Here is a 22,047-nt window from a genome sequence, read left to right on the forward strand (position 1 = left end):
GCTGACAGCGCGTCCGCGCGGTCAGAAGAACAGATGTTCGAGCGGGCCGGCCGGCAGCGTCAGTTGCAGCAGCTGCGAGAAGATCGCCCAGACGACGAAGCTGAGGACGATGCCAAGCGGCAGCGAGATCCAGAGCTTACGCTTGCCGAAGCCGCGTGCCGTCAGCGCGAAGAGGATGCCGGTCGCGATCGAGAAGCCGGCGACGCGCAAAAGCAGCATCTGGCCGGCAAGACCGGCAACGATCCAGATGACGGGTGCGACTTCCTGCCGGTCACGTTCGGGAAAATCGCCGCGCCAGGCTTCGAAGGCGGTCCAGATCCCGAGACAGAAGAGGCCGAACGCCACCACTTGAGGCACTGTCGCAGGACCGATGCGGTCGTACTGCGCAATCGTTTTCAGATGCAAGGCATCCCAGGCCATCACGCCGGCGACGACGAAGAGGAAAACGGCAATGATGAACGCCGCCCAATCAGGGCGGCGCTCGGTTGCCGAGGAGGTGTTATCCTCGCTCATTGAACAAGTCCGATATCTTTGAGAATGCCTTCAGTGGCGGAGACATCCTTCTCGAGCTGCGCCTTGAAGGCGTCGCCGGACAGATAGGTGTCGGCCCAGCCCTTGGTCTTCAGAGTTTCCTGCCAGGTGGCGGAGCTGTGCAGCTTCTCGAAATCGGCGGTGACGCTTGCCACCTGCTCTGCCGACAGGCCGGGAGCAGCGGCAACCATGCGCCAGTTCTGGATGGTGACGTCGGTGCCGGCTTCCTTCAGCGTCGGGGCATCGACACCATCGATGCGCTTGTCGCTGGATACGGCGAGAAGACGGAGCGTGCCGGATTTCACCTGCGATTCGAACTCGCTATAGCTCGATACGCCGGCCGTGACCTGGCCGCCGAGAATGGCAGCGAGCGCTTCACCGCCGCCGGAGAAGGCGACATAGTTGATCTTGGTCGGATCGACGCCCGAAGCCTTGGCGATCAGGCCGACGGCGATGTGGTCGGTGCCGCCGGCAGAGCCGCCGCCCCAGGAAACCGCACCCGGATCCTTCTTCAGCGCCGCGACCAGATCGGCCATCGTCTTGATCTCGGACGCGGCAGGAACGACGACGGCCTCATACTCGCCGGTCAGACGAGCGATCGGCGTGACGTCCTTGAGCGTGACCGGCGATTTGTTGGTGAGGATCGCGCCGACCATGACATAGCCGCCGACGATCAGTGAATTCGGGTTGCCGGCAGCCTGGCTGCTGAACTGCGCAAGGCCGATGGTGCCACCGGCGCCCGGGACATTCTGGACCTGCACGTTGCCGGAGATCTTCTCCTGCTGCAGCGCGGTCTGCAGCGAACGGGCCGTCTGGTCCCAGCCGCCGCCGGGCGCGGCCGGCGCGATGATGGTGTAGTCGGCCGCATAGGCCGGCAGCGCGATAGTCGCTGCGAAAAGGGTTGCGATGAACGTATGCTTCACGATGTGTCCTCCGTCGGCGGCTGAGCGAACCACCTGTTGTTCTCTGGGAATCGGGAGGAATGGCCGGCCAGCGGACGCAAGGATCCTGAATGACGAGCGGAATACCTCCCAAGGCTTCAACTCTCCGCCTCCACGGAGAAGAAGTAGCCAAAGCGACCACAACAACCTGTCATTTAGCTGACACCGGCGAGATATCCAGAAGGAGACGACACTTTTTTGCCGTAATTGGCAGGCGCCAATCTAAATCACCGTTGTTCGCTGCCGATGGCACGTGCATTACCCGCCGCCGAAGTACGGCTGCAGGGCTTTGTCTGGCGAGACTCCGGGCGCAGCGACCCAAAGCTCTCTAAGGAGAGCGAAGCCCACCGAAAGCGCCTTCACTGCGTCCGCAGAACCTCGTTCCAGTGCGCGATCAGCCGCGCCCGCTTCACCTGGTCAAGATAGACCATCAACCCGGGGCTGACCGGCACCGGCCGCAGTTGGGCGCCGAGCAGTTCCTGCAGCGTATTGGCGGTATTCTCCCCCGCGACTTCGGGGCTGACGGCCGGAATCTGCAGTTCGCGCGCCATGATCGTCTGCCCTTCTCGCGACATGAAGAAGGTGAGGTAACGCCGCCCTAGCTCCGGCTCGGCGGCCGCCTGCGGCACCAGTCCGATCCGCGACATCACCACCGTATAATCCTTCGGCAGCACGATGCCGACATCGGGATAACGCGAGGCCCAGTCGGCCGCATAGGAGCCGAGAATATTGTAGCCGAGCACGAAGCGTCCGTCGGCAACGCGTTCGAGAATCGCCGAACTCGTCGAATAAAGCTTGACGCCGGCAGCCCCCATCGCCCCGATCACCGACCAGATGTCGCCGAACTGCTCCTGGTCGCGCGCCATGAAAAGGAAGCCGACGCCGGAGCGCTCGATATCGTAGGTACCGATCCGCCCATGGACGTCGTTGCCCTTGCGCTTCAGATAATCGACGAATTCAGCCCGCGAGTTCGGCACCGGCTCATGCGCGAAGCTCGGCTTGTGATAGACGAACACAGCCGGCTCGAAGGTGAGCGCGTAGGCGGTGTTACGCCAGTTCGCCCATTTCGGCCATGGCGCACTCATCGGCAGGTTGCTGACCTGCGCATATCCGTCGTTGGAAAGCTTCACCTGCAGGTCCATCGCCGAGGAAAAGGCGAAGTCCGCCGTCTTCTTGCCGGCATCCGTTTCCCGGACGATCCGGTCGTAGATGTCGCCGGTCAGCATGTCCTCATATTTGACCGCGACGTCGGGATTGGCCTCCTGGAAACCCCGGATCATCGGCCGCGCCAACGGTTCGTCGAGCGAGGAATAAACCGTCAGCACCGGCGCATCGGCGTTGCCCGATTTTGCCGGATAGAAGGCCTGATCCGCCAAGGCAAAACCCGGCCAGAACGCCAGCAGCAAGATGAAAGCTCTCCTCATCCTGCAACAATGCCTGAGCACGCCGGGAGGAGCAAGGCCGCGACCGAAGCGGCACGCGGTGCGTGACGGGATCACAGTTCCCGCTCGAAGAAGAGCAGGATCTGTTCGAGCTCCGGCGGGACCTGATAGTAGGCATTCCGCTCCCGGAAGCCGAGGCGCCGATAGAGCCCCTGCGCTGCCGTCTGAAAAATGCCGGTGTCAAGCCGCATCGAGTGATAGTCGTCAGCTCTCGCCTGGGCGATCGATGCCTCGCAGAGCGCAACGGCAACACCATGACCGCGAGCGACGGCCGAGACGAAAAGCCTTTTCATCTCAGCAATGTCAGGCGCCTGCTCGTGATGCATGACGCAGCCGACAGGCTCTCCGTCGAGCCGCGCCAGGAAGATCGCGCCCTTCGGCCTTGCGTGAATCTGCGGCAGGTCGATGAGCAGCGCCTCGAATTTTTGCGGATTGTAATAGAGATCGACCACCGACCGATGCTGGGGATAATTGTCATAGAGCCATTGCCGGAATGATCGGCAGAGATCTCGCACGGCGGCGATCTCTGCCGGACTTTTCGCGAGCTCGATCGTCAACTCTCCCATCTGCCAAACCTCCCGATCCCGCGCCTCTTCTATCATGAACATGCTGCGCGGTGGAGATCGAAGGCCGGAATTAAGCCGCTATCCACTCCATCAGCGCATTCTGCGCGTGCAGCAGAAAAGCCTTTGCGGCACGGCTTCGGCAGAGCGGATGCTCCATCGCCTCGGCCGTCACCTCCTGGCCGCGCGTCACCGGCGGGCACGGCAGGAAGATCGCGTCCTCCCGCAACCGATCGAGCACATCGGTCCCGACCCGGTGGCCGGCAAGTGCATCGGCCGCGGCGTCGCCCGGCCATGAATCGGTGACGATGACGTCGGCATCCAATAGTTCGCCCATGTCGGTGCTCGCGCGGAAGCGCCCATCGAGCAGCGCGCTGTCTCGGACATGCCAGCGTTCGGGATAGACCTGGACCACCTCGATCGGCAGCGCAATCGACGCTTCGACCCAGGAGCGGAAGATATTCGCGTCCGCCGCCACGCCGGCTACCTTCAACCCGTCGATCGAGCCGCGCCAGCTCTTGATATAGGCAAGGTCGCCGAGCGTCTCGCAAGGGTGGTTGGAACGCGTTCGCGCGTTGATGACGGGCACCGGCGAGACGGCAGCGACCGCCTTCAGTGTCGCAAGCTCCTTCGTGCGGATCACCAGCATGTCGAACCAGTTGCCTAGATAAGCCGCAAGATCGCTGGTTTCCTCCCTGGTATTAAAGCTGATTGGTACATGCACGCAGATGCCGCCCATCGCCTGGATGCCGAGATCGAAGGCGGTCGTATTGCGCCAGCCGCCGTCGTCGACAATCAGCGCGACGCGTTTTCCCGCAAGGCTCTGCGGCATCGCACGCTCATCCCAGGCTCCGGCGAGCTCGCCGGCGCGAGCGACAATCGATCGAAGCCCGGCCTCCGGAATATCATGAAACTCGAGAAAATTCCGGGCCGAACCTGTCATCCAAAACCTCTCTTGCGCATGAAACGTCGCCACAATAACCTGCGCCGGTCTCACGGCAACGGTTGAAGCAAGCGCAAATCACCATTTCGTCCGTGTTGTTTTCCTCGCGATTCGTCTTCTAGGTTATGCCATTAGGTCCGGCTCAAGCCCTAAATCCATCGGCGATCGGTTTCATGATGCCGATTCCAGAAGCATCGGCAGAAGCAGAACACTGCCGCCTTCTCCGATTAGAATCCCATTTTCATCAAAAAGGATTAGGGACGACCGCCATCCTTCACCCATTTAGAGTATTGATGAAGATCGACGACGTTATATGGTCGCGCTGCCGCGTAAACAACGTCGAAACCGCCCGAATTTCTTATTCGGGGGAGGACTCTACGCGACAAAAACTCTATAAAAAGCTAGAGTAATCTGGGAAGATCCATGGGAGGGGTCATGGAACGACGACTGAGCGCTATTCTCGCTGCTGATGTCGTCGGCTACAGCCGGCTGATGGGCATCGATGAATCCGGCACGTTGCAGGCGTTGAACCGCCATCGCTGTGAGCTGGTCGATATTCGTATTTCAGACTACAAGGGCCGGATCTTCAAACTCACCGGCGACGGCATCCTTGCCGAATTCCAGAGCGTGGTGAATGCGGTCGCCTGCGCCGCCGAGATCCAGCGCAGCATGGCGGCCCGCAACGAGAACGTGCCCAAGGACGAGCGCGTCGAATTCCGCATCGGCATCAATCTCGGCGACGTCGTGGTCGAGAACGGCGACATATTCGGAGATGGCGTCAATCTCGCTGCCAGGCTTGAGCGTATCGCAACGCCGGGCGGCATCGCCGTGTCGGCATCGGTGCGTGATCAGGTCGGCTCGCGCCTCAACCTCGGCTTCGAATTCATCGGCGAGCATATTCTGAAGAACATCAAGCAGCCCGTTCAGGTCTATACCGTCAGCTTGGCGCCGCCCTCCTCCGCCAGATTGGTCGCGCAGAACCGCAACACCTGCTTCATTGCCGTGCTGCCCTTCACCAATATGAGCGGCGATGCCGATCAGGATTATTTCTCTGATGGCATCACCGAAGACATCATCACCGATCTCTCCAAGATCTCCAGCCTGCACGTCGTGCCGCGCAACACCATTTTCACCTACAAGGGCATATCGGTGAAGGTGAAGCGGCTCGCTCAGGAGCTTGGCGTGCGCTACGTGCTCGAGGGAAGTGTGCGCATCGTCGGCAATCGCGTGCGCATCTCCGGTCAGCTGATCGACACCGCCAATGGCGACCATCTCTGGGCCGAGCGTTACGACCGCGACCTGACCGACATCTTCGCCATCCAAGACGAGATCACCCATGCGATCGTCGGCCAGTTGAAGGTGCGTCTGTTGCCGGAAGAGAAGAAGGCGATCGCCAATGAGCCGACCGCCAATGTCGAGGCCTATACCTATTATCTCAGGGGCCGCCAGCTCTCCCACACCTGGACAAAATCCTATCTCCAGCTCGCAAGGCGGATGTTCTGCAAGGCGGTCGAGCTCGACCCGGACTATGCCCGCGCCTATGCCGGCATCGCCGATTGCGACGCGGCGATCCGCGATTGGGCAGTTGATGATGTGCCGCTGAGGCGTATCCTCGACATGAGCGCCCGCGCCCTGGCGCTCGATCCTGACCTTCCCGAGGCCCATGCCTCACACGGCCTCGCCCTGCATCAGAGCGGCTATGATGATAGGGCGGCGGCGGCCTTCGAACGTGCCCTGGCGCTCGACCCGAACCTCTTCGAGGCGAATTTCCACTATGCCCGGTTCTTCTTCATGCGCGGTAACTTTGCCGAATCCGTTCAATATTTCACCCGCGCCGCCGAAATCCGCCCGGATGACTATGTCTCACCGATCCATCTGATGTCCGCCTACCGCTCGCTCGGCCGTGTGTTGGACACGGAAAACTGGGCGCGCCTCGGCCTGCTACGCGCCGAACGCGCCCTGAACCTCAATCCGGAAAATTCAGGCCCCGCCCATCGCGGCGCGCTGGCGCTAGCTCATCTCGGCGATGCGGCAAGGGCACGCGACTGGGCCGCCCGCGCGATCGCCATCGATCCTGATGACATTGTCGCGCAGTATAATCTCGCCTGCGTCTATTCCGTCCTCGGCGACGCCGAACAGGCGATCGACCTTCTTGAAAGGCTGCTGCCGAACAGCTCCGTCTACCATATCAAATGGTTTAACAACGATTCCGACCTCGACAACATCCGCGGCGATCCCCGTTTCCGGAAACTCCTCGCCGCCGCGATGACGCAGCGCGAGCGGATCGAAAGAACCGGAAGCTGAGATCGAGCCTTTCCCGGCCGTTGACCCAGCGCATCGGCCCGAAACCGGAATCGATTTTCGGAAAGCGCGATGCGTAGGTACAAAGTATGACAGCGTCCTTTGCGCGCCTGAACGACACGCGCGGCACTCTAGATTTCAAAATCGCTGTGACATCCCTCCTTCACCTCTGTAATCTCCTTTGAAAAACAGGGGAAACATCCGTGCGCATCCTGCTCACCGAAGACAATATCGCGCTGGCCGACGGCCTGTCGGCGATCTTGCGCGGCACGGGCCATGCCGTCGATGTCGTCCATGACGGGGCGTCTGCCAATGCGGTCATCGCCGCGGAAAATTTCGATCTGGTGATCCTCGACCTCAACCTGCCCGAGATGGACGGACTCGACGTGCTGCGCGCCATGCGCGCCCGGCAGAACCAGGCGGCCGTCCTCATCCTGACCGCGCGCGGCACGCCGGAAGAGCGGGTGAAGGGGCTCGATCTCGGCGCCGACGATTATCTGATCAAGCCCTTCGATATCGCCGAGTTCGAGGCCCGTGTGCGCGTGCTGCTGCGCCGCCAGGCCGGCCTGCGTTCGGCGACGGTCAGCTTCGGCGGCATCTCCTTCGATCTCAATTCCCGCACCTTTTCATCAGGTGCCACGCCCCTTGATATTCCCGCCCGCGAACTCGGCCTGCTCGAAATTCTGTTCATGCGGGCCGGCAAGGTCGTCGCCAAGGAGGCGATCATTCAATCGCTGACGGCCTTCGACGACGACATTTCCGCAAACGCCATCGAGCAATATGTCAGCCGCCTGCGAAAGCGCCTCTCGCCGCACGGCCTGACCGTGAAGACTGCCCGCGGCATCGGCTATTATCTCGACAAGCTGCCCGAGGCCTCATGAAAGCCGCCTATTCCCTCAGACGCCGGCTGCTCTTCTGGCTGCTCGTCTCCACAGCCGTCATCGGCACGCTGGCACTCGCCGATACCTATCGCGAGGCGGTCCAGACATCGAACATCGTCTCCGACCGCGTGCTTGCCGGCTCCGCGCTGGCGATTGCCGAACGCGTCGTCGTCGCCGAGGACGGCACGCTGCAGGTCGATATCCCCTATGTCGCACTTGAGATGCTGACCTCGGCCGCGCAGGATCGAGTCTTCTACCGCGTCGACGGCCCGCCGGGCCAATTCATCACCGGCTACCAGTCCTTGCCGGTCCTGAAGAAGACGCCGGGCGATGCGGCCGCCTTCGCCGACGATACCTTCCGCGACGAGCCGATCCGCATCGCCACGCTCGAACGCTCGGCCTCGACGGGCATCCGCTCCGAGCCCTTCGTCGTGACGGTCGCCGAAACCACTATCGCCCGCCGGCAGTTGGCGCAGGCGATTCTCGTCCGCTCCGCACTCCGCCTCGCCTTCATGATCGCGGGCGCGGCCGTCATCGTCTGGATCTCGGTCACGGTGGCGCTCCGCCCGCTCTACAAGCTCGGCGACGCCATCGGCGAACGCAGCCCCGATGACCTGCATCCGATCAAGCAGACCGTACCGAGCGAGGTCGAGCCGCTGGTCGAAACGGTGAATTCCTTTATGGTCCGCCTGCAGTCGGCGCTCGATGCGCTGCGCCATTTCACCGGCAATGCCAGCCATCAGCTGCGCACACCGCTGGCGATCATCCGTACCCAGCTTGCCCTGTCCGCCCGCGCCGGCTCGCTTGATGAGGCGCAGGCCGCAGCGCTGAAGGGCGATCAGGCCGTGGCGCATGCCGAGCGCATCCTTGCCCAGCTTCTCCTGATGGCGAAGATCGACGCCGCCACCGCCAAGGAGGCGCTGACCGCCTCCGCCATCGATCTTGCCGCCATCGCTCAAGAAATCACCGGCGAGCAGATCCCGACGGCCGCCGTCGCCGGCATTGATCTCGGATTTGAGGGCGAAAGCCCGGCAATGGTCCGCGCCGAGCCGCTGCTGATCGGCGAAATGCTGCGCAACCTTGCCGGCAATGCCATCGCTTATGCCGGCAAGGGAGCTGAGGTCACCGTCCGCATCATCGCCGCATCAGAGACGATCCGCCTCGAAGTCGAGGACAACGGCCCCGGCATTCCGCGAGAAAAGCTGGCGGCGGTGCGTGGACGTTTTTCGCGCGGCAATGAGACAGGTGCGCCGGGTGCCGGCCTCGGCCTGCCGATCGTCGATGAAATCGCCAATCTTTTCAACGCCGCCCTGACGCTGGAGCCGGGCAAGGACGGCAGGGGCCTGAAGGCTGCCGTCACATTTACCAAGGCGGCGTAAAGCCGTCGGCCCCTTGACCTTCCACCTTGCTTTCTTTCGCTGCATTGCACACAGTGCTTTTTGGGAACAGCAAGCCGCACGACGATGCGCGCCGGATAAAAAGAAATATGTCGATCAAAGCCAGTATCTATCATCTGACGCACTACACCTATGACAAGCCGATCCGTCTCGGCCCACAGATCATCAGACTGAAACCTGCCTCGCATTCGAAGACACGGGTGCTCAGCCACTCGCTGAAGGTCACGCCCTCCAACCATTTCGTCAACCTGCAGCAGGATCCTTACGGCAACTACCTTGCCCGCTACGTCTTCCCGGACCCGGTGACGGAGTTCAAGATCGAGGTCGATCTCGTCGCCGACATGACGGTCTACAATCCCTTCGACTTCTTCGTCGAGGAAGAGGCGACCAAGTGGCCCTTCGGATACCCTGAAACGATCCAGGAGGATCTGTCGATCTACATGACGCCGGAGCCGGCCGGTCCGCGCTTGAAGGCGCTGCTGCCGACGCTCGACTGGTCGCCCGACCAGCCGACGGTCGATATGATCGTCGGCCTGAATGCCCGTCTGCAGCGGCAGATCGGCTATGTCATCCGCATGGAAACCGGCGTGCAGACGCCGGAAGAAACGCTGGAAACCGCCAAAGGCTCTTGCCGCGACACCAGCTGGCTGCTCGTCCAGATCCTTCGCCATCTCGGCCTTGCCGCCCGCTTCGTCTCCGGTTACCTCATCCAGCTGACGCCGGACCTGAAGGCGCTCGACGGCCCCTCCGGCACCGAAGTCGATTTCACCGACCTGCATGCCTGGGCAGAGGTCTATCTGCCCGGCGCCGGCTGGGTTGGCCTCGATCCGACGTCCGGCCTGCTGACCGGCGAAAGCCATATCCCGCTTGCCGCAACGCCGCATTACCGCAACGCCGCACCGATTTCCGGCGGTTATTTCGGCGAGGCCGAAACCGAATTCGCCTTCGACATGAAGGTCTCGCGCGTCGCCGAACACCCGCGCATCACCAAGCCCTTTTCCGATGAAAGCTGGGAGGAGCTCAACGAACTCGGCGAGAAGGTCGATCGTGTCCTCGAGGCCGAGGACGTGCATCTGACGATGGGCGGCGAACCGACCTTCGTTTCGATCGACGATTTCCAGTCCGAGGAGTGGAACACCGCCGCCGTCGGCCCGACCAAGCGCGAAAAGGCCGACATCCTGATCCGCAAGCTGCACGAACGCTTCGCCCCCGGCGGTTTCCTGCATTATGGCCAGGGCAAATGGTATCCGGGCGAAAGCCTGCCGCGCTGGACCTTCTCGCTTTACTGGCGCCGCGACGGCAAGCCGGTCTGGCAGAACCTCGATCTGGTCGCCGCCGAAGGCAAGGATACCGGCGTCAAAGCCGAGGATGCCGAAAAGCTCCTGACGGCAATCGCAAAGGAGCTGGCGATCAAGCCCGATATGGTGCAGCCGGCCTATGAGGATCCTGCTGACTGGATCATCAAGGAAGGCAGCCTTCCCGAAAACGTCGACCCGGCGAATTCGAAGCTGAAGGATCCCGAGGAACGCAACCGCATCGCCCGCGTCTTCGCCCGCGGCCTCACGACCCCGACCGGTTACATCCTTCCGGTTCAGGCATGGAATGCCAAAGCAGCGCAAAGCCGAGTCTGGGTCAGCGAGAAATGGCGCACCCGACGCGGCAAAATCTTCCTCGTCCCGGGCGACAGTCCGATCGGTTACCGTCTGCCGCTCGGCACACTGCCCTATGTTCCCCCGGCGCGTTACCCCTATATTCACCCGGCCGATCCGACGATCCCACGCGAACCGCTACCTGATGTCTTCGTACCGGCTGGCCGGGCAATGCCGGAAGCCTCCTTCCATGCCGACGAGAGCAATCGCGGCCGGGTCGAACAGACGCTCGGCGAACTCCGCGGCGCTGTGCGCACCGCCATGTCGGTCGAGCCGCGCGACGGCAGGCTCTGCATCTTCATGCCGCCGGTCGAGCGCATCGAGGATTATCTCGAGCTGATAGCCGCCGCCGAAAACGCCGCCGCCGAGCTCAAGCTTCCCGTCCATATCGAAGGTTACCCGCCACCGCAGGACGAGCGCATCAACGTCATCCGCGTCGCCCCGGATCCCGGTGTCATCGAGGTCAATATCCATCCGGCCTCCAACTGGAAGGACTGCGTCGACATCACCACGGCGATCTACGAGGAGGCGCGCGCCACCCGGCTCGGCGCCGACAAGTTCATGATCGATGGTCGCCATACCGGTACTGGCGGCGGCAACCATGTCGTCGTCGGCAGCGCCAATCCGAACAACAGCCCCTTCCTGCGCCGTCCCGATCTCTTAAAGAGCGTCGTCCTCCACTGGCAGCGTCACCCCTCGCTCTCCTACCTCTTCTCCGGCATGTTCATCGGCCCGACCAGCCAGGCGCCGCGTATCGACGAGGCTCGTCACGACAGCCTCTACGAGCTGGAGATCGCCATGGCGCAGATCGGAGCCCCCGGCCGTGGCCAGCAGCCGCTGCCCTGGCTCGTCGACCGCCTGTTCCGCAATCTTCTGACCGACGTCACCGGCAACACCCACCGCGCCGAGATCTGCATCGACAAGCTGTTCTCGCCCGACGGCCCGACAGGACGGCTCGGCCTCATCGAGTTCCGCGGTTTCGAGATGCCGCCGAACGCGCGCATGTCGCTTGCCCAGCAATTGCTGGTGCGCGCGCTGATCGCCCGCTTCTGGGTCAATCCCGTCGACGGCAAGTTCGTCCGCTGGGGCACGACCCTGCACGACCGTTTCATGCTGCCACATTTCGTCTGGGCCGACTTCCTCGACGTGCTTGCCGATCTTCGCGAAAACGGCTTCGACGTCAGCCCGGAATGGTTCAAGGCCCAGCTCGAATTCCGCTTCCCCTTCTGCGGCGAGGTCGAATACGAGGGCTCGAAGCTGGAACTGCGCCAGGCGCTGGAGCCCTGGCATGTCATGGGCGAGGAAGGCGCGCCGGGCGGCACCGCCCGTTACGTCGACAGCTCCGTCGAACGCCTGCAGGTGCGGCTCGAAACCGACAATGCCTCGCGTTATACCGTCACCTGCAATGGCCGCACCCTGCCGCTGACGCCGACAGGTACGTCGGGCGTGTCGGTCGCCGGTGTCCGTTACAAGGCGTGGCAGCCGGCCTCGGGCCTGCATCCCGTCCTGCCGATCAACACACCTTTGACTTTTGACATTTATGATACATGGTCGAAACGTTCGATCGGCGGCTGCATCTATCATGTTGCCCATCCGGGTGGCCGGACCTATGACACCTTCCCGGTCAACGGTAACGAGGCGGAAGCAAGACGGCTCACCCGGTTCGAGCCGTGGGGGCATACGGCGGGCGGATACATTCCGCGCGTCGAGACGGGTTCGCCGGAATTTCCGCTGACGCTGGATCTGAGGCGGCCCGCCGGGGTTTGAGGCCGAGGGTTTGAGGCTTAAGTTTTGATGGGCAAGAAGCCGGCAGTGGAGCGCAAGGAAGAGGCAGAGGACCGCATCGCCAAGAATGCGGCCTTTGACTATGCGCCGCTGCCCGATACCGCCGATGAGATGGTCGACAACGACGGCGTCGTCCGCCCCGTCTGGCAGAATTTCCTCTCGCATCTGAGCGCAATGCCGGAAAAGGATCTCGCCGAGCGTTTCGCCCGCGCCGACCGCTACCTCCGTGATGCCGGCGTCTTCTATCGCGCCTATGGCAGCAAGGGCACCGGCGAGCGAGCCTGGCCGATCTCGCATATCCCGGTGCTGATCGACGAGCGCGAATGGCAGACGCTGTCGGCGGGCCTCGTCCAGCGCGCCGACCTGCTGGAAGCGATCATCGCCGATATCTACGGCGACAACCGGCTGGTGGAGGAAGGTTTCCTCCCACCGGCACTGATCGCCGCCAATCCCGAATTCCAGCGCCCGCTCGCCGGCATCAAGCCGGCATCCGGCCATTATCTGCATTTCTGCGCCTTCGAGATCGGCCGCGGGCCCGACGGCAACTGGTGGGTGCTCGCCGACAGGACGCAGGCTCCCTCAGGCGCTGGTTTCGCGCTGGAAAGCCGCGTCGCGACGACTCGTGCCTTCTCGGATATCTATGCTGAAACCCCGGTCCATCGCCTCGCCTCCTTCTTCGGCGCCTTCCGCGACGCGCTACAGGGCATGAAACATTCGGGCGACGACCGCATCGCCGTGCTGACACCCGGCCCCGCCAACGAGACCTACTACGAACACGCCTACATCGCCCGCTATCTCGGCTTCATGCTGCTCGAGGGCGAAGATCTGACCGTCGTCAAGGGCCGTGTCATGGTGCGCACCGTCGCCGGCTTGAAGCCGATCGGCGTGCTCTGGCGCCGTCTCGATTCAGCTTTTGCCGACCCGCTGGAGTTGAACCAGAATTCGCATATCGGCACGCCCGGCCTCGTGGAAGCGCTGCGCGCCGAAAGCCTCACCATCGTCAATGCGCTCGGCACCGGCATTCTTGAAACCCGGGCGCTTCTCGCCTTCATGCCGACCATCTGTCACCATCTGCTTGGCGAGGATCTGCATTTGCCCTCGATCGCTACCTGGTGGTGCGGTCAGGAGGAAGAGCGCGAGCACGTGGCAAAAAACATCGAAAAGATGGTCATCGGCCCGGCCTATTCCCGTGCTCCCTTCTTCGACGATAACGGCGAATCCGTGCTCGGCTCATCGCTGCGCGCGGCTGCCAAGGATTCGATAACCGACTGGCTGAGTTCGGACGGCCCGAAGCTCGTCGGCCAGGAGGTCGTCACGCTGTCGACCACACCCGCCTGGGTGGACGGCAAGCTCGTGCCGCGCCCGATGTCGCTGCGCGTATTCGCCGCGCGCACCGCAAACGGCTGGCAGATCATGCCCGGCGGTTTTGCCCGCATCGGCTCCGGCGCCGATGTTGCGGCGATCGCCATGCAGTCCGGTGGTGCGGCCGCCGATGTCTGGATCGTCAGCGACAAACCGGTCGAGCGCCACACGCTGCTGCCCGCCGAAGGCAGCTTCACCCGCAACATGCCGGGCAGCCTGCCGAGTCGGGCTGCCGACAACCTGTTCTGGCTCGGCCGCTACATCGAGCGCGCGGAAGGGGCGCTACGCATCCTGCGCGCCTGGCATGCGCGTTTCGCCGAAGCCGCCGATCCGAGCCAGCCGCTGCTCGCCGACGTCTCCGACTATCTCACGGCCGTCGATATCGATACCGCCGACGCCGTGCCGGAAACGCTGCTGCGCAACATCGACAGCGCTGTTTATTCGGCCAGCAACATCCGCGACCGTTTCTCGCCGGACGGCTGGCTGGCGCTCAACGATCTCGCCAAGACCGCCCACCGCTTCCACGTCACCGTCGCTGCCGGCGACGATGCCAGCCACGCGATGACAATCCTCTTGCGGAAGCTTGCAGGCTTCGCCGGTCTCATGCATGAAAACATGTACCGCTTCACCGGCTGGCGGTTCCTTTCGCTCGGCCGTTATATCGAACGCGGCCTCCACATGACGCGCCTGCTCGGCCACATGTCGGGCCCGGAAGCGCCTGACGGCGCGCTCGACATGCTGCTAGAGATCGGCGACAGCGTCATGACCCATCGCCGCCGCTATAACGTCAACACCGCTCGGCTGACCGTCACCGACCTCTTGGCGCTCGACCCGCTCAACCCGCGTTCGGTCCTCTTCCAGGTGAACGAGATCCATCACGAAGTCGAACAACTGCCGAATGCCATGATCAACGGCCAGATGTCGCCCTTCTACCGCGAGGCGATGCGGCTCCATTCCGGCCTGGCGGTGATGACGCCGGAGGGCATGGGGGTCGAGGTCTATCAACGGCTCGAGCGCGAATTGGAGCAGCTTTCCGATCTGCTCGCCCAGACTTATCTCGGGTGACGGCGATGCTCTACGATCTCTCGCTGCACATGGGTTACAGCTACGACGCGCCAGCCTCCGGCGCCCGCCACATCATGCGCCTGATGCCCCTGTCGCTCACCAATCGGCAGCGGCTGATCGCCGGCTCGATTACCATTTCGCCCTCGCCGGACGAGCAGTCGCATTTCGTCGATTTCTTCCATCACCCCACCACCTCCTTCCTGCTGCGCGCGCCGCACGAGACGCTTGACATTCGCATGCAGGCCCGCGTGCAGGTGGAAAGCCAGCCGATCGCCGCCGATTTCTCGCCGCTGCTTGCCGACCTGCCGGAGGAGATATCAGGCATGTGGTCGCTGGCGCCGGATTCGCCGCATCATTTCCTCGGTGACAGCCCGCGCCTCACCGAAGCGCGCGAGATCGCCGAATATGCGCGAAGCTGCGCCACGCCTGATCTGACGGCCATGCAGATCGCTCATGCGCTCTGCGCCCGCATCAACAAGGATTTCACCTACGACCCGGAGGCGACGACGGTGGACACCACGCCGCTCGAGGCGTTCAAGCTGAAGCGCGGCGTCTGCCAGGATTTCACCCATGTGATGATCCAGGCTCTCAGAAGCCTCGGCATTCCGGCCGGCTACGTCTCCGGTTTCCTGCGCACCATCCCGCCACCCGGCAAGGAACGGCTGGAAGGGGCGGACGCCATGCATGCCTGGGTGCGCATCTGGTGCGGCGAGACGATCGGCTGGATCGAACTGGACCCGACCAACAACATTGCCGCCGGCATGGACCACATCGTCGTCGCGTACGGCCGGGACTATTCCGATGTCGTCCCCGTCATCGGCGTCTTGAAGAGCTATGGCGGCCACCGCGCCGTCCAGGCGGTCGACGTCATTCCGCTGAAATAATCCCAAAATTGGAAAAATCCGACGATTCGTTAAAATTGTATTGACGCCGTAAGGACAGCGGAAAGGAGGAGCGTGCCTAATATCACCCCACAGGGCCTCCATATACGGGTGAACATGATGAGCACCTCCTTTCTACAGACTCCCTGCCTACGTCGCATGCTTGGCGACCGTGGCGGTAATTTCGGAATCATGACGGCGATCCTGCTGCCCGTCCTTTTCGGGGCGGCCGGCATGGCGATCCAGGTGGGCGACATATTGCTCTCGAAGCAGCAGTTGCAGGAAGCCGCCGATTCGGCCGCGCTGGCAACCGCGACCGCGCTGGCAAACGGCACGATCCAAACCTCGCAGGCCGAGGCCTTCGCGCGGGATTTCGTCGCCGGGCAAATGGCGAATTACATGCAGAGCAGCGTCGATATCAAGAGCACGACAGGCGTCGATGTCCGGACAACGACATCGGGAAAGTCGACATCCTACCAGGTAACTGTTTCACCGAGTTACGATCTCGCCGTCAATCCGCTCATGCAGGCGATCGGCTTCAGCTCGCAGCATCTTTCGACATCGGGCACGACGGTTGGCGGCCAATCGCAAACCCAGGGCTCCATCTCGATGTATCTCGCCCTCGATAAATCAGGGTCGATGGGAGACCCTACCGCAACCGTTAACGCAGATGATCCGACCGAATCCTTTACCTATGACTGCAACCTCCACTACAACAGCAAGAATAATAAGTGGGTTTACGACAAATGCACCGGCAGCCGCACAAATTACTACACCAAGATAGAGGCGCTGAAGCTCGCTGCCGGCAATCTTTTTGGTCAACTCAATAGCGCGGATCCCAACGCAGAATATGTGCGCACAGGCGCGGTATCCTACGATATCGTTGAATACCCAGCTAGCAGTCTCGCCTGGGGGACTGTCGGTGTCTCAAGCTATGTCAACGCACTTCAGGCAAATGGCGGCACAAATTCCAGCGGCGCAATGAACACGGCCTACTCGTCTTTGACCGCTAAGAACGCCGCTGGGAACGACGCCGAAGACGCCGCCCACAAGCAGAAAACCGGGCAAGTGCCGAAAAAGTATATCGTCTTCATGACCGACGGCGACAATAACAATGATAGCAGCAACGGCCGTTCATACGACACACTGACCAAGACGACATGCGACACAGCAAAGTCCAAGGGCATCGAAATCTATACGATCGCCTTCATGGCACCCTCCGGCGGACAGGCGCTGCTGCATTATTGCGCCTCCGATGACGCCCATTATTTCCAGGCGGAAAAGATGGAAGATCTGCTTGCCGCCTTCAAGGCGATCGGAGCGAAGGCCTCCGCGCAGCTGACGCGTCTGACGAACTGACGATCGGTCCCGGCGAAAAGCCGAACAAAAAGCCGCTCCGGAACAAAGGGAGCGGCTTTTCGTTATCGCTATCCCACCCATCTGATCGGGAAAAGCGATTGAAATCAACCCCCTCGGCCCACCTGATTATGAAGGTTTCGCAAATTTTTCGTTTGTCCAAATCCCTTGTTGCAAGTGCTTAGTAACGATGCATAAACTGTCGCCGGCGCAAGCGACGAATTGATTAAATCAGGCATAACATCCTGAAACCAAATTAAAATTGGCGAGACCTGACGATGAACACTGTTTCCAAGCCGATCATCCCCTCCCCCGCCCCTCGCAGTTCAAGGCCGGAAATTCTCGCTGAAGAAATCATCGAACGTCTGACCTACCGCATCGGCAAGGATGCCAAGGTGGCAAAGCCGCATGACTGGCTGACGGCGACGATCCTGGTGGTGCGCGACCGCATCATCGACAGGTGGATGGCGTCCACCCGCGAGGTTTATGCGACCGGCGCCAAGCGCGTCTATTATCTTTCTCTTGAATTCCTGATCGGCCGCCTGATGCGCGACGCCGTCTCCAACCTCGGCCTGATGGAGGAGGTGCGCGATGCACTCGCCTCGCTCGGCGTCGATGTCAACGTCATCGCCGGCCTGGAGCCGGATGCCGCGCTCGGCAACGGCGGCCTCGGCCGTCTGGCTGCCTGTTTCATGGAGAGCATGGCGACGGTCGACGTGCCCGCTTATGGCTACGGCATCCGCTATGTCCACGGCCTCTTCCGCCAGCAGCTGGCCGACGGCTGGCAGGTGGAACTGCCGGAAAACTGGCTCGCCCATGGCAATCCCTGGGAATTCGAGCGCCGCGAAAGCGCCTATGAAATCGGCTTCGGCGGCGCCGTCGAATTCATCACCACCCATGACGACCAGCCGCGCTACGTCTGGAAACCGGCCGAGCGCGTCATTGCCGCCGCCTTCGACACGCCGGCCGTCGGCTGGCGCGGCAAGCGCGTCAACACGCTGCGCCTCTGGTCGGCGCAACCGATCGATCCGATCCTGCTCGATGCCTTCAACGCCGGCGACCACATCGGCGCGCTCCGCGAAAGCAACAAGGCCGAAAGCCTGACCCGGGTTCTCTATCCTGCCGACGCCACCCCGGCCGGCCAGGAACTGCGCCTGCGCCAGGAATTCTTCTTCTCATCGGCCTCGCTGCAGGACATTCTGCGCCGCCATCTGCAGCAATATGACGACTTCACCTCGCTGCCGGACAAGGTGGCGATCCAGCTGAACGACACTCACCCCGCCGTCTCGGTCGCCGAACTCGTCCGCCTGCTCTGTGACGTACACGGGATGGATTTCGACCAGGCCTGGGAAATCACCCGCCATACCTTCTCCTACACCAACCACACGCTTCTGCCCGAGGCGCTGGAAAGCTGGGCTGTGCCGCTGTTCGAGCGTCTGCTGCCGCGTCACATGCAGATCATCTATGCGATCAATGCCAAGATCCTGATCGACGCCCGCAAGGGCAAGAACTTCTCCGATGCGGAAATCCGCTCGATCTCGCTGATCGATGAAAGTGGCGATCGCCGCGTGCGCATGGGCAACCTCGCTTTTGTCGGCTCGCATTCGATCAACGGCGTCTCGGCACTGCACACCGACCTGATGAAGGTCACGGTCTTCGCCGACCTGCACAAGCTCTATCCCAACCGCATCAACAACAAGACCAACGGCATCACGCCGCGCCGCTGGCTGCAGCAGTGCAATCCCGGTCTCACCGGCCTGATCCGCGAAGCGATCGGCGACGAATTCCTCGATGATGCCGAGAAGCTGCGTGCGCTCGACGTGCATTCCTCCGATCCGGCTTTCCAGCAGAAATTCGCAGCGATAAAGCGCGCCAACAAGGTGGCACTCTCCAACCTCGTCGCCAGCCGCATGGGCGTGAAACTGGATCCGTCGGCAATGTTCGACATCCAGATCAAGCGCATCCACGAATACAAGCGCCAGCTGCTGAACATCATCGAGGCCGTCGCGCTCTACGATCAGATTCGCTCGCATCCCGAGCTCGACTGGGTGCCGCGCGTGAAACTCTTCGCCGGCAAGGCGGCGCCGAGTTACTACAACGCCAAGCTCATCATCAAGCTTATCAACGACGTGTCCCGCACAATCAACAACGACCCGTCGGTGCGCGGCCTGCTGAAGATCGTCTTCGTCCCGAACTACAATGTCTCGCTCGCCGAAGTCATGGTTCCGGCCGCCGACCTTTCCGAGCAGATCTCGACCGCCGGCATGGAAGCATCCGGCACCGGCAACATGAAGTTCGGCCTGAACGGCGCGCTGACAATCGGCACGCTCGATGGCGCCAATGTCGAGATGCGCGACAATGTCGGCGAGGACAACATCGTCATCTTCGGCCTCAAGGCCGACGAAGTGTCGAAGGTCCGCAGTGATGGCCACAATCCCCGCGCCATCATCGAGGGATCGCGCGAACTCGCTCAGGCGCTCGCCGCCATCGGTTCCGGCGTCTTCTCGCCCGATGACCGCAACCGTTACACGGCGCTGATCGACGGCATCTATTCGCACGACTGGTTCATGGTCGCCGCCGATTTCGACGCCTATGCCCAAGCCCAGCGCGAGGTCGACCAGATCTGGACCAACCAGTCCGCCTGGTACACCAAGACGATCAACAATACGGCGCGGATGGGCTGGTTCTCTTCCGACCGTACGATCAGGCAATATGCAGACGAAATCTGGAGAGCCGGATGAAAACGCCGAAAACGGTCCCTGAAGTAAAGCTTTCCTGGGAAATTTCGGCAGATGAAATCACGGCAATCCTTGCCGGCTCGCATTCCAATCCCTTTGCCGTCCTAGGTGTGCACCAGGCCGGCGACGCTTTCGTCGCCCGGTGCTTCATCCCGGGCGCGGAGGAGGTGACCGCCATGACGCTCGACGGCGGCGTCATTGGCGAACTGAAACAGCTCCATGCCGACGGCGTCTTCGCCGGCCCGGTTTCCCTCACCAAGCTCCAGCCGGTGCGTTACCGCGCCCGGCGCGGCGATGCCGAATGGGCTGTCACCGATCCTTACAGCTTCGGTCCGGTGCTCGGACCGATGGATGATTATTTCGCCCGCCAGGGCTCGCACCTGCGCCTGTTCGACAAGATGGGCGCCCACCTCATCAAGCATGACGGCGCCCAGGGCATCCATTTCGCCGTCTGGGCGCCGAACGCGCAGCGCGTCTCCGTCGTCGGTGATTTCAACAATTGGGACGGCCGCCGCCACGTGATGCGCTTCCGTGCCGACAGCGGCATCTGGGAAATCTTTGCCCCTGACGTACCGATCGGCGTTGCCTACAAGTTCGAGATCCGCGGCAAGGATGGCGTATTGCTGCCGCTGAAGGCCGATCCCTTCGCCCGCCGCAGCGAGCTCCGACCGAAGACCGCCTCGATCACCGCCGCCGAGCTGGAGCAGGAGTGGGAAGACGAGGCCCATCTGAAGCACTGGCGCGAGACCGACAAGCGCCGCCAGCCGATTTCGATCTACGAGGTGCATGCCGCCTCCTGGCAACGCCGGCAGGACGGCACGATGCTGTCCTGGGACGAGCTCGCCTCCAGCCTCATCCCCTATTGCGCCGACATGGGCTTCACCCATATCGAATTCCTGCCGATCACCGAATACCCCTACGACCCCTCCTGGGGTTACCAGACGACCGGCCTCTATGCGCCGACCGCTCGTTTCGGCGAGCCGGAGGGTTTTGCCCGTTTCGTCAACGGCTGCCACAAGGTCGGCATCGGCGTCATCCTCGACTGGGTGCCGGCGCATTTTCCGACCGACGAACACGGTCTCGGCTGGTTCGACGGCACGGCACTCTACGAGCACGAAGATCCGCGCAAGGGCTTCCACCCGGACTGGAGCACGGCGATCTACAATTTCGGCCGCACCGAGGTCGTTTCCTATCTCGTCAACAACGCGCTCTACTGGGCCGAAAAATTCCACCTCGACGGTCTGCGTGTCGATGCCGTCGCTTCGATGCTCTACCTCGATTATTCGCGCAAGCACGGCGAGTGGATCCCGAACGAATATGGCGGCAACGAGAACCTCGAAGCGGTCCGCTTTCTGCAGGATCTCAACATCCGCATCTATGGCAAAAATTCCAACGTCATGACCATCGCCGAGGAATCGACCTCCTGGCCGAAAGTCTCGCAGCCCGTTCATGAAGGCGGCCTCGGCTTTGGCTTCAAGTGGAACATGGGCTTCATGCACGACACGCTAAGCTACATGAGCCGCGATCCTATCTATCGCGGGCACCATCACAACGAACTCACCTTCGGCCTGCTCTACGCCTATTCGGAAAATTTCGTCCTGCCGCTCTCGCATGACGAGGTTGTGCACGGAAAAGGCTCGCTGATCGCCAAGATGCCGGGCGACGACTGGCAGAAGTTCGCCAATCTGCGCGCCTACTACGCTTATATGTGGGGCTATCCGGGCAAGAAGTTGCTGTTCATGGGCCAGGAATTCGCCCAATGGAGCGAGTGGAGCGAAGAGAAGGCACTCGACTGGAACCTGCTTCAATACCGCATGCACGAGGGCATGCGGCGCCTGGTCCGCGATCTCAATTTCACCTATCGCAGCAAGCCGGCGCTGCATGCGCGTGACTGCGAGGGCGAAGGTTTCGAATGGCTGGTTGCCGACGACCACCAGAATTCCGTCTTTGCCTGGCTGCGCAAGGCGCCTGGCCAGAAGCCGGTCGCCGTCATCACCAATTTCACCCCTGTCTACCGCGAGAACTACTCGATCCGCCTGCCGTCCGCAGGGCGCTGGCGGGAAATCCTGAACACCGATGCCGACATCTACGGCGGCAGCGGCAAGGGCAATGGCGGGCGCGTGCAGGCCGTCGATGCCGGCGGCAACATCACCTGCTCGATTACCTTGCCGCCCTTGGCGACAATCATGCTTGAACCTGAAAATTAGTGAAT

At 62.1% G+C, this 22,047-nt stretch carries 14 protein-coding genes; 9 read left to right on the forward strand and 5 right to left on the reverse strand.

Annotated elements, in window-relative coordinates; genetic code table 11:
• Positions 1–21: 21 nt before the first annotated feature.
• The 5 genes from J3P73_RS21210 to J3P73_RS21230 all read right to left on the reverse strand — a co-directional run bounded on the left by J3P73_RS21210 (position 22) and on the right by J3P73_RS21230 (position 4,420).
• Positions 22–513: a tripartite tricarboxylate transporter TctB family protein gene (locus J3P73_RS21210; RefSeq protein ID WP_018072799.1), complete on the reverse strand. Its 492-nt coding sequence runs from the start codon at positions 511–513 to the stop codon at positions 22–24.
• Positions 510–1,454, reverse strand: coding sequence for a Bug family tripartite tricarboxylate transporter substrate binding protein (locus J3P73_RS21215; RefSeq protein ID WP_018483552.1), 945 nt, complete (start codon positions 1,452–1,454; stop codon positions 510–512). The genes J3P73_RS21210 and J3P73_RS21215 overlap by 4 nt, the downstream gene beginning before the upstream one ends.
• Before the next feature lie 377 nt (positions 1,455–1,831).
• Positions 1,832–2,878 carry an ABC transporter substrate-binding protein gene (locus J3P73_RS21220; RefSeq protein WP_130656231.1) on the reverse strand — a complete coding sequence of 349 codons (1,047 nt, stop codon included), beginning with the start codon at positions 2,876–2,878 and terminating at the stop codon, positions 1,832–1,834.
• A gap of 89 nt (positions 2,879–2,967) precedes the next feature.
• Positions 2,968–3,480, reverse strand: a complete 513-nt coding sequence (locus J3P73_RS21225) for a GNAT family N-acetyltransferase (protein WP_130656232.1) — start codon at positions 3,478–3,480, stop codon at positions 2,968–2,970.
• Between the two features lie 70 nt (positions 3,481–3,550).
• Positions 3,551–4,420 (reverse strand): ornithine carbamoyltransferase, encoded by an 870-nt coding sequence (locus J3P73_RS21230; RefSeq protein ID WP_130656233.1) that lies wholly within the window; start codon positions 4,418–4,420, stop codon positions 3,551–3,553.
• 435 nt (positions 4,421–4,855) lie between these two features.
• On the opposite strand from J3P73_RS21230, the gene J3P73_RS21235 reads away from it, so the two are divergent.
• The 9 genes from J3P73_RS21235 (at position 4,856) to glgB (ending at position 22,042) form a co-directional block, all read left to right on the forward strand.
• Positions 4,856–6,724 carry an adenylate/guanylate cyclase domain-containing protein gene (locus J3P73_RS21235; protein WP_130656234.1) on the forward strand — a complete coding sequence of 623 codons (1,869 nt, stop codon included), beginning with the start codon at positions 4,856–4,858 and terminating at the stop codon, positions 6,722–6,724.
• Positions 6,725–6,924: 200 nt separating this feature from the next.
• Positions 6,925–7,602, forward strand: a complete 678-nt coding sequence (locus tag J3P73_RS21240; protein ID WP_017967883.1) for a response regulator — start codon at positions 6,925–6,927, stop codon at positions 7,600–7,602.
• The gene (locus tag J3P73_RS21245; protein WP_130656235.1) at positions 7,599–8,981 is read left to right on the forward strand and encodes a sensor histidine kinase; all 1,383 of its coding nucleotides are present in this window, start codon (positions 7,599–7,601) and stop codon (positions 8,979–8,981) included. Before J3P73_RS21240 ends, J3P73_RS21245 begins: the two co-directional genes overlap by 4 nt.
• 107 nt (positions 8,982–9,088) lie before the next feature.
• Positions 9,089–12,415, forward strand: a complete 3,327-nt coding sequence (locus J3P73_RS21250) for a transglutaminase family protein (RefSeq protein ID WP_018072793.1) — start codon at positions 9,089–9,091, stop codon at positions 12,413–12,415.
• Positions 12,416–12,442: 27 nt separating this feature from the next.
• The gene (locus J3P73_RS21255) at positions 12,443–14,860 is read left to right on the forward strand and encodes a circularly permuted type 2 ATP-grasp protein (RefSeq protein WP_018072792.1); all 2,418 of its coding nucleotides are present in this window, start codon (positions 12,443–12,445) and stop codon (positions 14,858–14,860) included.
• A 5-nt stretch (positions 14,861–14,865) separates the two neighbouring features.
• Positions 14,866–15,744: a transglutaminase family protein gene (locus tag J3P73_RS21260; RefSeq protein ID WP_075224481.1), complete on the forward strand. Its 879-nt coding sequence runs from the start codon at positions 14,866–14,868 to the stop codon at positions 15,742–15,744.
• Between the two features lie 117 nt (positions 15,745–15,861).
• Positions 15,862–17,100 carry a pilus assembly protein gene (locus J3P73_RS21265; protein ID WP_018072790.1) on the forward strand — a complete coding sequence of 413 codons (1,239 nt, stop codon included), beginning with the start codon at positions 15,862–15,864 and terminating at the stop codon, positions 17,098–17,100.
• A 275-nt stretch (positions 17,101–17,375) separates the two neighbouring features.
• Positions 17,376–19,838 carry a glycogen/starch/alpha-glucan phosphorylase gene (locus J3P73_RS21270; RefSeq protein ID WP_018072789.1) on the forward strand — a complete coding sequence of 821 codons (2,463 nt, stop codon included), beginning with the start codon at positions 17,376–17,378 and terminating at the stop codon, positions 19,836–19,838.
• The gene (gene glgB / locus J3P73_RS21275; protein WP_018072788.1) at positions 19,835–22,042 is read left to right on the forward strand and encodes a 1,4-alpha-glucan branching protein GlgB; all 2,208 of its coding nucleotides are present in this window, start codon (positions 19,835–19,837) and stop codon (positions 22,040–22,042) included. The genes J3P73_RS21270 and glgB overlap by 4 nt, the downstream gene beginning before the upstream one ends.
• Positions 22,043–22,047 lie beyond the last annotated feature (5 nt).

It is taken from the genome of Rhizobium ruizarguesonis (assembly GCF_017357285.1).
Classification (GTDB): domain Bacteria; phylum Pseudomonadota; class Alphaproteobacteria; order Rhizobiales; family Rhizobiaceae; genus Rhizobium; species Rhizobium ruizarguesonis.

Coding starts and splice junctions, on each gene's coding strand:
- J3P73_RS21210 (WP_018072799.1), bottom strand. CDS start 513: ATGAGCGAGGATAACACCTCCTCGGCAACCGAGCGCCGCCCTGATTGG.
- J3P73_RS21225 (WP_130656232.1), bottom strand. CDS start 3,480: ATGGGAGAGTTGACGATCGAGCTCGCGAAAAGTCCGGCAGAGATCGCC.
- J3P73_RS21230 (WP_130656233.1), bottom strand. CDS start 4,420: ATGACAGGTTCGGCCCGGAATTTTCTCGAGTTTCATGATATTCCGGAG.
- J3P73_RS21235 (WP_130656234.1), top strand. CDS start 4,856: ATGGAACGACGACTGAGCGCTATTCTCGCTGCTGATGTCGTCGGCTAC.
- J3P73_RS21245 (WP_130656235.1), top strand. CDS start 7,599: ATGAAAGCCGCCTATTCCCTCAGACGCCGGCTGCTCTTCTGGCTGCTC.
- J3P73_RS21250 (WP_018072793.1), top strand. CDS start 9,089: ATGTCGATCAAAGCCAGTATCTATCATCTGACGCACTACACCTATGAC.
- J3P73_RS21255 (WP_018072792.1), top strand. CDS start 12,443: ATGGGCAAGAAGCCGGCAGTGGAGCGCAAGGAAGAGGCAGAGGACCGC.
- J3P73_RS21260 (WP_075224481.1), top strand. CDS start 14,866: ATGCTCTACGATCTCTCGCTGCACATGGGTTACAGCTACGACGCGCCA.
- J3P73_RS21265 (WP_018072790.1), top strand. CDS start 15,862: ATGAGCACCTCCTTTCTACAGACTCCCTGCCTACGTCGCATGCTTGGC.
- J3P73_RS21270 (WP_018072789.1), top strand. CDS start 17,376: ATGAACACTGTTTCCAAGCCGATCATCCCCTCCCCCGCCCCTCGCAGT.
- glgB (WP_018072788.1), top strand. CDS start 19,835: ATGAAAACGCCGAAAACGGTCCCTGAAGTAAAGCTTTCCTGGGAAATT.